This window comes from Marinifilum sp. RC60d5, assembly GCF_052400665.1.
GTDB lineage: Bacteria > Bacteroidota > Bacteroidia > Bacteroidales > Marinifilaceae > JBQTGK01.
The window spans coordinates 243,368-257,566 of the sequence record NZ_JBQTGK010000003.1; the positions used below are offsets into that span (position 1 = coordinate 243,368).

Genomic DNA, 14,199 nt, shown 5'->3' on the forward strand with positions numbered 1-14,199 from the left:
GTCTTTTTTTTTGTTATTATTCAAAGAAAATTTCTTTCTTTAATCTTTCAAAGGCATAATTTTGTGGTAAATCTAAATTTTTAAAAATATAATTCCATGTCACTTTCTCTTAATTCAAAAATAAATCTGCTTAAAAAACTCGATTTTATGCTAGATCAGACCGAGGAAGTATTTCAATTTTTAGCACAGGAAGTAGATGTTATTGACTATACTTCAGGGCAAGTTATTTTTAAAAAAGGTGAATCGGGAGGAGCTGTATATGTTATAGCTAAAGGTTGCGTACAAATTCACGATCAGGAGCATATTTTTATAGAACTGGAAAAGGACCGGTGCTTTGGAGAGTATGCCTTAATTGATACTGAAAGTAGATCGGCCTCGGCAACAGCAAAAAATAAAACCAGTTTATTAATATGTACTCTTAAGCAATTAAAAAAAGCAGAAAAAAAGTTTGACATTAAAATAATAGATTCAATTCTTATTCCACTGCAAAATTTAAAAGAAAGAATGATTGTGAAAGATCATTTGGAAGAAGAGCTTACCAGACAAAAATTAATGATAGAGAGGCAAAGAAAAGAACTCGAACTGTTAAATGCCACAAAGGATAAATTTTTCTCTATTATTGCTCACGATCTTAAAAATCCGTTTGCTTCCTTAATTGGAGCTTCCGATTTTTTGGTAAATAGTAGTGGCGAATTATCAAATGAACAGCTTCATAATTTTCATTCCATTATTAATAATTCTGCTCGGCAAGGGTATCGTTTGTTAGAAAATTTACTGGAATGGTCGAGAATGCAAACCGGATCGATTGCCTGGAAACCAAAACAGGTTGACCTGTGGGATTTGGTGAACGAAGTAGTAAACTTGCTTACCGGAAGTGCAGAGCAAAAGCAAATTAGTTTAGAAGCAAAAATAGACGAAAATCTTATTGCTTATATCGATGCTAATATGATTAATACAGTAGTTCGGAATCTGATAACAAATGCAATAAAGTTTACGCCCAAAGGTGGTAAAATTATTGTAGAGTCGAAACTACTAAACGACTTTATAGAAATATCAGTCTCCGATAATGGTGTGGGAATAGATTCAGATAAAATAGATAAACTTTTTAAGATAGGCGAAAGTGTTGTTGGAATTGGAACCGAACATGAAACAGGTACTGGTCTTGGTTTAATTTTGTGTAAAGAGTTTGTAGAACAGCACAAAGGACAAATTTACCTTAAAAGTGAGTTAGGTAAAGGAAGTATTTTTGCTTTTACTCTGCCGGTTTAGTTTTTAAAATAATAAGCTTTTTTTGTGATGTCAAGAAAAGTGTCTGTTTGTAAGTGTTTTACGATTGTAAAAGTTACAATATTTAACTTTAATATTTAATTAGTTTTTAAAACCTTTCACGTAACATCTTTTTAAGTACTAAAATTATCTTGTTTTAAATTATTTTAGGGCTTTATTAACTTCCTCAATACGGTATGTTATGAGAATTTTACGGTTTGCATCAATTCTATTTTTTATTTTCTGTTTTCTTACTGGATATTCCAGTAATAGAAAAAAAGTATTAGTTCTACATTCATATCATCAGGGTTTGCGTTGGACCGATAATGTAAATCGAGGAATTCAGCAGGTGTTGGATTCAACAGGAAACAAATTTGAAATCGATTATGAGTATTTAGATACAAAAAGAAATCCATCCTCCGATTATCTGAGTAAACTGATAGAATTATATGATTTAAAGCTACAAAGAGAAAAATACGATGCTATTATTGTCTCGGATAACAATGCTTTATCTTTTGTTAAAAGTCATCGAACTAAATACTTTAAGAATACACCTATAATTTTTTGTGGAATTAATCATTTCGAAGATAAAATGATTGAAGGAATGAAAAATATTACTGGTGTGGCAGAAGAGATAGACTGGGATGGTGTAATTAATCTGATTCTTACCACACAGCCAAATACAAAAAATCTGGTTGTTATAAACGATAATAAAACAACTACTGCTAAATTAAATAAATTATTGATGCTCGATTTAGAGCAAAAATTCAAAGATAAACTGAAGTTTGTGTATTACGAAGATCAGGGAATGGATGAATTGATCAATAATGTAAAGAATATAAAGGGAGATACTTCCATACTTTTGTTAACATTTAATAAAGATAAGGATGGTAAATTTATTAGTTTTCAGGATAATCTTGATTTATTAATTCCGCAAAGTAAAGTACCCATATATATTGCGTGGGCATTTTATATTAATGAAGGTGTTATTGGAGGTAAGGTTGTGAATGGTAGTTTTCATGGGGAAATGGCAGCGAGAATGGCACAGAAAGTGTTGAGAGGGATTCCTGCCGATTCAATTCCAATTTATCGTAAGCCATTAGATCAATATGTGGTAGATTATAACGAGATAAAAAGATTTAAGATAAATAAGGAATCGCTTCCAGAAGAAACTTTTTTTATAAATTCTCCTCGTTCATTTTATAGCGAAAATAAAGAATGGATAGATATAATTCTGGGAATCACAATTTTAGCCTCAGTTATAATTGTGGTTTTATCGAAAGCAATTGTAAGACGCATAAGAGCTGAAAGAGCATTAATAAAAGAGCAAGATCGATTAAAAGTATCTATAAAGCATGAGCGCTTACTTGGTATTGCTGGTCGATTATTAAATGCCTCATCCGATTTTAAACATGTATTAGATGATGTACTTAAGGTAATGACTGAAGAATTAAATGTGGCTCGTATTAGTTTGTATTCTTTGCACGATTTTAACGATTCAGCCGTAAAAATTACAAGTCGTGTTTCAACTAAAGGGAAAAATATTAAAGATGTTGATCAGTTCTATTTTTCGGACTTGAAAGATGTAATTGCTAGATTACAAATGAATAGGAGTCTTGTTTCAAATGATTTACTTAACTTAAAGCAAAGTGAGCAGGAGTACTATCGTAAATTAAATATTAGTGCAGTAGTAATATTACCTGTGATGGTTGAAAATAAAGTAATGGGCATAATGGGATTTTCACAAAGCCAAATTCACAATTGGTCGAGAGATGAAATTTCAATCTTTTTTTCAACAGTTAATATGATTGCCAATGCATGGGAGCGTAACCAGTTAATGGATGCAAGAATTGAAGCAGAACAAAAAAATATAGAAGCCCTTCGCTTATTAGAGGAATCTTCCAGATTGGCATCTATAGGAGTAATGGCTGCAGGAATTACCCATGAAATAAACCAACCCCTAAATGCCATTAAAATTACGGCTGATAGTGTTTTGTTTTGGCAAAAAAGAAATCCAGGTGAACTGCCAGAAATGTTTGCCCGAAAAATAAAAACAATTTCCGAAGGAACTTCTCGTATAGACTCCATAATTAAGCACATGAGAACTTTTTGGGAAAAACCTCAGAATATATTAACTGAAACAGTTGATGTAGCTAAAGCTGTTAGTAGTTCTTTATCGTTAATAAAACGCCAAATTTATGATCATAGTATTGATTTAGAGTATGAACTGCTCCATAAAAAAGTGATGGTACATGCTAACTACATTCAGTTCGAGCAAATTGTCGTAAATTTAATAGTAAATTCAATTCATTCTTTGGATAAGGTGAAAAGAGATAACAAGCAAATTAAAATTGTGGTGCGAAAAGATCAAGCGAATGGAATTCTCGAAATTCATGATAATGGAACAGGAATTGAAGCAAGTATTCAGGAAAAAATATATGATCCTTTGTTTACAACAAAAGAACCCGAATCGGGAAGTGGTCTAGGTATGGCTATTGTTAAGTCTTTTATTGATCGTTTTCAGGGAGAAATATCAAACTATAACAACTCAGATGGAGGGGCTAGTTTTATTATAAAATTTAAATTACAGGAATAAAGTTTCTTAATTAATATATTACTGATTTTATGAAGGTACTTATCGTTGATGATGACAGGTCGAGTGGGGCAGCGGTTGCAGAGTTTATTGAGGAACAATTAGGTTATGAGATTAGTCTTTGCCATTCGGGCGACGATGCTTTGAATTTATTGCAGACGGATACTTATAAAATGGTAATTTCTGATATGAGAATGCCAGGTATGTCTGGAATAGATCTTTTAAAAAAGATTAAGGAAACTCCCGAAGGAGAATCTACTGAAGTGGTTATTATGACTGGTTTTGGTGATATGGAAACTTCTATAGAGGCTTTGAGAGGAGGAGCTTATGATTATTTGTTAAAGCCTGTTAATATTGAAGAGCTTGCAATTTTAATTGAACGTGTGGCCGAAAATATGAGGCTAAAGGAAGAAAATAGAGATCTGAAAGAAAATTTCCAGAAAGAAATTTCTTCAGTAAAAAGGGAAGAGGCCGAGCGTATTAATTACTATGAAACTACTATTCGTGAAATTACAAGTGTAGGAAAAATTGGTGTGTTTTCCGATGCTATGAGAGGAGTTGTGCGTATGGCTGTGCAATTTCATGCCGATAGATCGGTGCCTGTTTTAATCGAAGGAGAAACCGGAACAGGAAAAGAGGTAATGGCACGATTAGTTCATTTTGGAGACGAAGAGGAGGTGCTTCAACCTTTTATATCTATTAACTGTTCGGCAATTTCTCCTACTTTATTTGAAAGCGAATTATTTGGATACGAGGATGGTTCATTTACAGGAGCTCGAAAGCAAGGAAAACCAGGTAAACTGGAATTGGCACAAGGTGGAACTTTGTTTCTCGACGAAATAGGTGAAATGCCACTCGATATGCAGCCCAAACTATTAAGAGTTTTGCAGCAAAGAGAAATGTATCGGGTTGGAGGAAGCAAGCCAATAGAGCTTGATGTTAGAGTAATTTGTGCTACCAACAGAAACCTTAAAGAAATGGTGGCAGAGAAGACTTTCCGTAGTGATCTTTATTACCGATTAAATACAGGTAGAATTTATATTCCTGCATTGCGTGAAAGGAGAGAAGCAATTTTATCTTTTTCGCAGATATTTTTAGATGAGTACGCTAAAAAACGAGGACGTAAATTTAAATTTATAAGTAAGGATGCGAAAAAAATAATGCATGAATACGAATGGCCGGGAAATATTCGTGAGTTAAAAAATACAATTGAACGGGCAACACTTTTATATAACAATTTGGAATTAAGACCCGAACACATTAGATTTTTGCAAGCCGACGAGGAAGAACTAAATACTGGAGATCAGCCATTAACACCTGGTAGAATTGTATTGCCCGATGATGGATTGCACATTGAACAATTGGAATTAGAAATTGTACGAAAAGCATTAAAAAAATTCGATAATAATAAGTCGAAAACAGCCGAATATCTGGGAATAACAAGAAGTGCTCTTCGTAGTAGAATGAATAAGCTATAGAATTAGAAAGTTATTTTAAGCTAGAATTTCCCAAATAATAGTTTTTAGCTAATATCCTATAAAGAGGGTAAGTAAAGTTATTCAGACCTTTTTTTAATAGATAAATAAAATAGGGCAGAAGTCTGTTTGCCGGTATTCATGAAATACCGGTTTTTTTGTACTCTATTTAATATGTATAAAGCTATAGTTTCCAGCTTATAAAACTCCAGAAAGTATTTTTAAGCTTTTCTTTTTATTATCTTGTATTTTAACAGATCAATTGTTTATTGAAACAAGTTTGTCACTTTTTTTTCGAATTATCATTTCATCAAAAAAAACTTATTAAATTTCAATTTAACCTTACGAATATCCCAATACACCTCTTTTGTTCATGGTCTAATACCTCTTTAATATTGTATCATATTTAAATGTAATGCTACAGTCTTATAAATAGGCCTTATTCTAGTTATAAATTATAGCAGTATTTAAATATTAAAAAGATGATTAACAATTAATCGGAACGCTTTAGTAAAGTAAAATCAATTTAAAATTAGAATAATGAATTACGACGTAGTAATAATTGGTGGTAATCCAGCTGGAGGAGCAGCAGCAATTTCTGCAAAAATGTTGCATAAAAACAAATCAGTATTAATAGTTAAAAAAGAAGCAACATCACTTGTTCCCTGTGGTATTCCTTATACTTTTGGGACTCTTGAAAATATTGAGGCTAATGCCATTAATCCAGAACGTTTTAAAAAAGGTGGGGTAGATCTTCTTATAGATGAAGTAACATCAATAGACACAGATAATAAGAGATTAAGCATAAAAAATAGTGATTCCGTTTCTTACGATAAGCTAATTGTTGCTACTGGTTCTGTACCTTTTGTTCCGCCAATTCCTGGTGCCGATTTGGAAGGTGTGGTAACGATTCGTAAAGAGATGGAATATATTAAATCAATTCAGCCTCAACTAAAGCAAGGTGAAGATATTGTTGTAGTAGGTGCTGGTTTTATTGGTGTTGAAATGAGTGATGAGTTAAGCAAAGTATGTAAAAATGTTACGCTTATCGAATCGATGGATTCTATTTTACCGCTTGCTTTTGATAATGATGTTGTTGAACCAGCTGCTGCAATACTTAAAAGTCATGGAGTAAATATTCGCACAAATACCATGGTAGATAAAATTGAGGGTGTAAATGGAAAGGTAAGTGCGGTAAAATTAAAAGGTGGTGAAGAAATTAAAGCTGACCGTGTAATATTAGCCATTGGATATAGATCAAATATTACATTGGCAAAACAATGTGGAATAGAGATTGGTATTTATGGTGGCATTGTAACCGACGAATACATGCGTACGAATGTGAAAGATGTTTTTGCAGTGGGAGATTGTGTAGAGCATCATGACTTTTTTACCCGTAAACAATCAAAATTAATGTTGGCTTCAACTGCGGCTTCTGAAGCTCGTGTTGCTGGTATGAATCTTTTCGATTTACGAATTATTCGTCAGGTAAAAGGCAGTATTGCTATTTTCTCCAGTTCGCTTGATGATATTTCAGTAGGTGCTGCCGGTCTTACCGAAAAGCAGGCAAAAGCCGAAGGTTTTAAAATAATTGTTGGGCATCATAGTGGTGTCGACCATCATCCGGCAACTCTTCCTAATACTTCAGAACAGATGGTTAAGCTAATTTTTTCGGAAGGAAGTGGGGTGATTTTGGGAGCACAGGTTATTGGCGGCGATTCAACTGGTGAAATGATAAATATGCTGGGATTGGCTATTCAAAAAAATATGACTGCTTCTGAAATTGCATTAATGCAATACGGAACGCAACCTAAACTTACTGCAGGACCTACAGCTTATCCTGTTGCTTTGGCTGCCATGCGAGCTGTTCAGCAAATGTATAATTATAATTAGAAAGATTATCGAAGTTCGTATAAATACAGTAAATCTTTTGTTTTAGCTTAAGGTGTTTATAATAAATCCGTTAAAGAGAGTGATTGTTTCTTTTTAACGGTTTTTTTTTGTGCTGCTTGTTTACATTTATGCTTTTAGATTTATAAATAGATAAGCATAATAACTTATCTGGGTTTTATGTGATAATATTTAAAAAGTCTATTGGTTAAGTATAATATGACATAATGGGTAATTCGATTGCTTTTTAAGTTTACTTAACGTGTGAAAATAGTCCACAGTCGTGGAGAAATGCCACGTTTATTAATGTGTTGAAAATGTGCATTATAGGGCAAATGTTCAATTTTGCGTTCTAAATTTGTAAAAATGTTCAATACTGAACACTGTTTTTTATTGTTTCTACGGATAGTGTGCAGTAGTTAAGTGTCAGTAAATCAAGGATTAGTGTTTATTTATTCTTTATTCGATTAAATTCGAATATTTTGGCATTTTCTTTGATCTAGACTTGTTATGTTTTTAATTAAAATCTAAAGGGTATGGAAGTAAAAGCTTGTACACAAAATCAGAATTTATTCTCGGTAGAGAAGAGGAGAGACCTTTTGGATTCATTTTTAGCGAATTCAAATCGAATTGGAAACGACTCTCTAAAAGTAGATCAGGAATTATTTATTGAAGCAGCATGTAAAGAGAATATTCAATTCGAATTTGTGCGTTTAAACAGTCTTGATATCAATAAAAAATCATTTAATATTAGTAACGCGCGAAATGCTATACTAGAAGCTGAATATGCTATTGCTGAATCTGGAATTCTTGTTCTGGATTTGCATGATTCGGATCAGTTGCTTACCATATTTTTAGCAGAAACCCTACATATTATAGTGCCAGCTAGTAAAGTTTTGCAAACAATGGATGATTTGGAACTAATAACAGATAAAACAGTAGTGACTATTGGCAGAGGAATTGCTGGTCTAAATGCATCGGCAACTAATAAAGGTTTGAGTTTATCCTTAAAAGCTCTAAAAACAATGGTTTATCTTATCGAAGATTTATAGTGAAATTTTTGGGTGTAAAGTGATGATTAGCCTCTCAATTTGGGAGGCTAATTTTATGATGTAAATTGTATTTGTTATTTTTTGTTAGTAAATTTTCTTTCTACGATTTGACCTGTATAATATGCAATTACTAGCGGGATAAGTGCAAAGCCAGCATATTTATGTAATAAGCCATACTTATCTAAAACCGTTAAAAATATACCTGATAGCAATACAAAAAGCAAGTCGTATATTATTTTCTTTTTTCTCATAGTTAATTAGTGCTTTTCTTTTTGATATGAAATTATTTTATTTTCCTGTAATTGAGACTGTTGTTTACAGCTAAATTATCCCAAGACATGTTTGGCAAGTATTTTTTGAACATCGTAAACATTAACCGATTTATTAAACTTTTTTGCGATACTAGGTACTTGTTCGCTCGATACCCAGATTTTGAGTTCTGCATCCAGATCGAAGGTGCCGGCAGTTTCTATGCTAAAGCGCGATATGCTTTTGTAACTAATTGATAAATATTCAGTTTTTTGACCTGTTACTCCTTGTTTATCAACTATAATTAATCTTTTATTGGTAAATATAAATGTGTCACGAATAAGTTTAAAGCCAATTTCAATTTCTTCATTGTCTGTTAAAAGCAGTTCAAATTCACTTTTTAGTTTTTCTTGACTAATAGCATCTGCATTGCCCAATAAGGATGAAAATATTCCCATATTTTTAGTAGTTATATGATTTTGAAATTTTTTTATCTCGCATTTGTATTACTGATATTACTCAATTCTTTTATTTTTTTGACTTTAAACAAAATGTATTTATAGTATTTCACTTTTGAAAGAGCTGATTTAGCTAGATGATCTATGGTTTAGTTAATTAAAAGAAGTTGTTTAAGTTTAAATTGTGCATAAATCAAAAATATGTAAATAAAGGTAAGATATTTTGTTTTGTGCAGATATTTTTAATGTGACAATTTGTAAAATAATTAATGAGTACTTCTGATTTATAAATTATTTTTTGTCTGTTTTCGTAAAATAACTCCCCTCCAATGATTAACATAACTGATGTAAGTTTACTATTCTTAAATACGGTGTATTCTTTTATTTAAATCCAAAAAATAAAGCGTGTCAAATTGCACAATTGTGCAAAAATGCACATCCTTAAAATCTAAAACGTTCAAAATTGAACATGAGCGAAATCGTTTGTATATGAGGGTTTCGAAAACCTTTTCGATAACTAAAGTACATATTAATAGAAGGTTAAATGTTAGAATGATTCTAGATAAAAGGGGGTGGTGATTTTTGGCATTGCTATTGGTTAGGAGAAATGCAAAATAATAGGTGTAAACAGAATTCTAATAAAATAAGCTAAGTGTAATGAAAGATTTAGAAAGCTTTTTAGAGAAGTCCTCTTTAGTTGGAAATGAGAATATAATCTTGTCCAAAGAAGAATTTTCGCAAATATTAAAACAAGAGAATTTCGAATATATAAATGTTCCTGTTTTTAAGCAAGTAAAAGATATTAGAGCAGGTGAGAAAGGAATTGTTAATGCACTTGTTGAAGTAGACTACGCAATTGCCGAAACCGGTACTGTGGTAATAGATAGCTGCAATGAAAATAAAAGACTGGCAACTTGTCTTGCCGAAAAATTATTGGTAGTTGTTCCGCTAAGTAAATTGGTTTCCAGTTTGAATGATGTAGCAGATTTTATTGAGGAACGAACCGCAGATATGGGGGGGTATGTTGCTTTTATTACAGGAGCTAGTCGAACAGCTGATATTGAACGTGTACTTACCGTTGGTGTGCACGGACCTAAGGAGATGACAGTTTATATTTTGAATGATTTATAATTAGAAGCGATGGGAATTCACGACAAAATACAAGAGAAAATTAATGATGAGGTTTTGTATAAAAACCTAAAAGGTTTTGCTACAGCTTATAAAGCATCAAAAGAGAATGCATATAAAGGTATGGATTTTGAAGCTTTGCGTACTCGTGTACATGACTTAAAAGACCGGGATTTAAATAAAGTGATGCAACAATTTAACCTGTTTCGTGAAAATGTAGAGAAACATGGTTGTAAAGTATTTCAGGCAAAAACTGGTGAGGATGCTTGTAAATACATTGCTGAAGTTATGAAAAAGCACAATACCAAATATATGGTAAAGTCTAAATCGATGACTTCAGAAGAAATTTTGTTAAATCATTATTTAGAGAAAGAAGGATTGCAACCAATTGAGACTGATTTGGGTGAGTGGATTCTTCAATTGGCGAATGAACATCCATCACATATGGTTATGCCTGCTATTCATAAAACACGTCAGCAGGTAGCAAAAATATTTTCCGATTATTCGGGTGAAGATGTTGATCCTGATGATATCAAAGCAATGGTTGAAATTGCTCGCCGCTTTTTACGCGAATCGTATTTTAAAGCTGGTATTGGAATGACAGGTGCGAATGTTGCTGTTGCAAGCACGGGTACCATTGGTTTAGTTACCAATGAGGGAAATGCACGTTTGTCGTCAACTGTTCCTCCTGTACATATTGTATTGGTTGGATATGAAAAGCTTTGCGATGATTTTAATCAGGCATTGGATATTGTTCGCGTTTTACCAAAGAGTGCAACAGGACAAACTATTACTTCATATACTACATGGATTAAGGGACGAACACCTTCCTATAAAAACGAAGATGGAATAAAAGAAACTCATTATGTGTTTTTAGATAATGGGCGTTTGGCATTTTTTGAGCATCCAAAGTTTAAAGAGGCATTAAAATGTATTCGTTGTGGTAGTTGTGCTAATATTTGTCCAGCCTACGAAATGGTGGGAGGACATGTTTATGGTGACCGTTATATTGGTTCTATTGGACTTATATTAACAGCGCTTTATCAGGGTGATGATGCTGCAAAAGATATTCTAAAAATGTGTATTGGTTGTCGTGCCTGTTCGTTTAATTGTCCTTCAGGAATAGATCTTCAGTCTTTAATTTCGGAATTAAAACTAGTGGTTGGTAAAAAATATGGTATCAATCCAATTAAAAAGAAAGTGTTTAAAAATGTTGTTGCTAAGCCCGATCGCATGAGATCTTTATTAAGTGTAGGCTCAACATTTCAATTTCCGTTAACAAAAATAAATAAGACCAATCAGGAGAAAATTATAAGTACGGTTCCAATGATACCAAAAGAGATGGATTTTAGAAAATTTCCAGCTCTGGCTTCTAAGACATTTAGCAAACGTTTTTTTAAAGAAGGTTATGATCAATTTACTTCCGAAAGAAAAGTATTTTTTTATCCAGGTTGTGCGATAGAATATTTCTATCCTGAAATGGGATTGGCTATGGTAAAACTATTGCAAAAAAGTGGGATACAAGTTGATATTCCTAAGAAAGCAGCTTGTTGTGGTATACCGTCAATAGCTTCGGGTGATCCAGAGAATGCTAAAACAATGATTTATAATACTCTGGATAATTTACCTGAGATTAAAGATTACGAGGCATTATTGGTATTGTGCCCTACATGTGGAGGAGCAATAAAACATGAATTTTTAGATTTTACTGAGGAAGATCCTAATAGATATAAAAAAGCTTCGCAATTGGGTAGTATGGTAACTCCAATCGGGAAATTTATCGAAGAGAATAATATAAAATTTAAAGTTAAAGGAAATAAAAAAGTAACATATCATACTCCATGTCACGATTCCAGGTCTCTTGATTATTCTGCAGAATCTTTCCTTTCTAATTTAATCGGAAAACAATTTATACATCTTACCGATAGCAATGTGTGTTGTGGTTTTGGAGGTACTTACTCTCTTGATTTTGCAAATATATCAAATGGAATATTAACTAAAAAAATAGAAAATATTCAAGCAAGCAAGGCTGATATTTTGGTTACTGATTGTCCAGGATGTGTAATGCAAATTAATGGAGGTTTAATGCATAAAAAAGTACCTGTTAAGGTGCTGCACTTAACTGAGTTTATAGAAAATTATTTAGAGTTGTTATAACGAATAAATTTTTAAATATGGACTTCAAAAATTATGAAATAAACATGCAGGAAAGTTTAAAAGACTTAAAACAAAAGCTTGTTGCTTTGGATGTACTGATGCACAATTCTGCTATTGTTGGAGATCCTGTTAAGAATAGTGATTCTGTTTTAAAAAACTATAATAAATCAAATCCATTTAATAAAAAAAATAAAACTATTACTAATTAAAACCTAAATCATTTTTTATGGACGCATTATTAGCTTTTTCCCCAATTTTATTAACCATTGTCCTGATGGTGGGCTTCAACTGGGGAGCCAAAAAGGCATTGCCTTTATCATTATTACTAGCTATTGTTGTAGCTTTTGGAGTATGGAAAATAGATATCCACCATATATTGGGATATTCAGTATTTGGATTTCTTAAAGCCATGGATATTTTAATTATTATTTTTGGAGCCATACTTATTTTAAATACCATGAAGTTGTCGGGGGCAATGACTACCATAAACAATGGTTTTAGTGGAATTACTACCGATCGACGAATTCAGGCGATTATTATTGGTTTCATGTTTGGTGCATTTATCGAGGGAGCTGCTGGTTTTGGAACTCCTGCAGCATTGGCCGGACCACTTTTGGTAGGACTTGGATTTCCTCCTTTGGCTGCCGCAATGGTTGCTCTTATTTTTAACTCTGTTCCGGTACCTTATGGTGCTGTAGGTACGCCAATTAGTGGTGGTGCTATGGTTACTCTGGAACAAAATTTATCAAATATTGGAGCGAATCCCGAAGTGTTTAAATTGGCACTTACCAAATGGATTGCAATTCCAAATGCTTTAGTTGGTATTTTTATTCCATTATTGGGAATCATGATAATGACCAAATTTTTTGGTAAAGAGAAATCAATTAAACCAGCTTTGGCTGCAGCGCCATTTGCAATTTTTGCTGGTCTTGCTTTTGCAATTCCTTATGTATTAATCGCGTCTACATTAGGTCCTGATTTACCTTCTTTATTAGGTGCGTTTATTGGACTTGGTATTGTTGTTTTTGCAGCGAAAAAAGGATTTTTGGTTCCTAAAAAATCTTGGGATTTTCCTCCAAAATCAGAATGGGAAGCGAATTGGAAATCGAACGATAATAATGGTGATACCGGAGAGGCGAAAATGGGCTTGGTAAAAGCATGGATGCCTTATGTATTAATTGCAATTATTCTTGTGGTTACACGTATTCCTTCTTTAGGATTAAAAGGGTGGTTGGCTGCTCAAACTATTACTTTATCAGATGTATTAGGTATAGAAGGTTTAACTTATGTGTTAAAATGGGCTTATTTACCAGGAACAATTCCATTTATTTTGGTAGCTGTTATTACTAACTTCATGCATAATATGAATGGAAAGCAAGTTGTTGAATCGTGGAAAACCACATTTAAACAAATTAGTGGTGCTGCTATAGCTTTATTTGCTGGTGTGGCAATGGTTCAGCTAATGTTAAAATCAGGAACTAATGGTGCTGGAATGGATAGTATGCTTACAACTATGGCTACGGCTATTGCTGATCTTTCTGGAAATGCATATCCTGTTATTGCGCCTATTGTAGGAGTATTAGGATCATTTATGTCGGGATCGGCAACAGTTTCTAACTTATTGTTTTCTTCATTGCAATTCGAAACAGCTACTATTTTGGGTATTCCTCAGGTTTTAATTGTAGCAGTTCAAACAATTGGTGCTGCCTTGGGTAATATGATTTGTGTAAACAATGTTGTTGCTGTTTGTGCCACCGTTGGTTGTATTGGTGCCGAAGGAACAATTATTCGTAGAAACGCGATACCTGCATTTGTTTACTATTTAATGGTAATGATTGTTGTAGTGGTTTTAATTTCATCAGGGTTTAATCCGCTACCATTATAATATATTGGAGTCAAATATTCGTAATTTCGAATATTTGACTCTTTTA

The 14,199-nt window shown here is 32.9% G+C and carries 11 protein-coding genes; 9 read left to right on the forward strand and 2 right to left on the reverse strand.

Going from position 1 to position 14,199, the window contains the following annotated elements; all coding sequences use genetic code 11:
• Positions 1–96 precede the first annotated feature (96 nt).
• From ACT3CE_RS08555 to ACT3CE_RS08575, 5 genes are all read left to right on the forward strand, one after another.
• Positions 97–1,269 (forward strand): ATP-binding protein, encoded by a 1,173-nt coding sequence (locus ACT3CE_RS08555; protein ID WP_444709350.1) that lies wholly within the window; start codon positions 97–99, stop codon positions 1,267–1,269.
• A gap of 199 nt (positions 1,270–1,468) precedes the next feature.
• Positions 1,469–3,862, forward strand: coding sequence for an ABC transporter substrate binding protein (locus ACT3CE_RS08560; protein WP_444709351.1), 2,394 nt, complete (start codon positions 1,469–1,471; stop codon positions 3,860–3,862).
• 29 nt (positions 3,863–3,891) lie between these two features.
• Positions 3,892–5,337 carry a sigma-54-dependent transcriptional regulator gene (locus ACT3CE_RS08565; RefSeq protein WP_444709352.1) on the forward strand — a complete coding sequence of 482 codons (1,446 nt, stop codon included), beginning with the start codon at positions 3,892–3,894 and terminating at the stop codon, positions 5,335–5,337.
• 537 nt (positions 5,338–5,874) lie between these two features.
• Positions 5,875–7,227, forward strand: a complete 1,353-nt coding sequence (locus ACT3CE_RS08570; protein ID WP_444709353.1) for an FAD-dependent oxidoreductase — start codon at positions 5,875–5,877, stop codon at positions 7,225–7,227.
• Between the two features lie 533 nt (positions 7,228–7,760).
• Positions 7,761–8,276 carry an LUD domain-containing protein gene (locus tag ACT3CE_RS08575; protein WP_444709354.1) on the forward strand — a complete coding sequence of 172 codons (516 nt, stop codon included), beginning with the start codon at positions 7,761–7,763 and terminating at the stop codon, positions 8,274–8,276.
• 74 nt (positions 8,277–8,350) lie between these two features.
• Here the strand turns inward: ACT3CE_RS08575 and ACT3CE_RS08580 are convergent, their stop codons facing one another.
• The gene (locus ACT3CE_RS08580) at positions 8,351–8,527 is read right to left on the reverse strand and encodes a hypothetical protein (RefSeq protein WP_444709355.1); all 177 of its coding nucleotides are present in this window, start codon (positions 8,525–8,527) and stop codon (positions 8,351–8,353) included.
• Between the two features lie 75 nt (positions 8,528–8,602).
• The gene (locus ACT3CE_RS08585; protein ID WP_444709356.1) at positions 8,603–8,983 is read right to left on the reverse strand and encodes a PH domain-containing protein; all 381 of its coding nucleotides are present in this window, start codon (positions 8,981–8,983) and stop codon (positions 8,603–8,605) included.
• A gap of 657 nt (positions 8,984–9,640) precedes the next feature.
• Here ACT3CE_RS08585 and ACT3CE_RS08590 point away from each other — a divergent pair.
• The 4 genes from ACT3CE_RS08590 to ACT3CE_RS08605 are packed head-to-tail and all read left to right on the forward strand — an operon-like array spanning position 9,641 to position 14,153.
• The gene (locus ACT3CE_RS08590; protein WP_444709357.1) at positions 9,641–10,114 is read left to right on the forward strand and encodes a LutC/YkgG family protein; all 474 of its coding nucleotides are present in this window, start codon (positions 9,641–9,643) and stop codon (positions 10,112–10,114) included.
• A gap of 9 nt (positions 10,115–10,123) precedes the next feature.
• Positions 10,124–12,268: an L-lactate dehydrogenase (quinone) large subunit LdhH gene (gene ldhH, locus ACT3CE_RS08595; protein WP_444709358.1), complete on the forward strand. Its 2,145-nt coding sequence runs from the start codon at positions 10,124–10,126 to the stop codon at positions 12,266–12,268.
• Positions 12,269–12,285: 17 nt separating this feature from the next.
• The gene (locus tag ACT3CE_RS08600) at positions 12,286–12,477 is read left to right on the forward strand and encodes a hypothetical protein (protein WP_444709359.1); all 192 of its coding nucleotides are present in this window, start codon (positions 12,286–12,288) and stop codon (positions 12,475–12,477) included.
• A gap of 17 nt (positions 12,478–12,494) precedes the next feature.
• Entirely contained in the window at positions 12,495–14,153 is a 1,659-nt protein-coding gene (locus ACT3CE_RS08605) for an L-lactate permease (protein WP_444709360.1), read from the forward strand.
• Positions 14,154–14,199 lie beyond the last annotated feature (46 nt).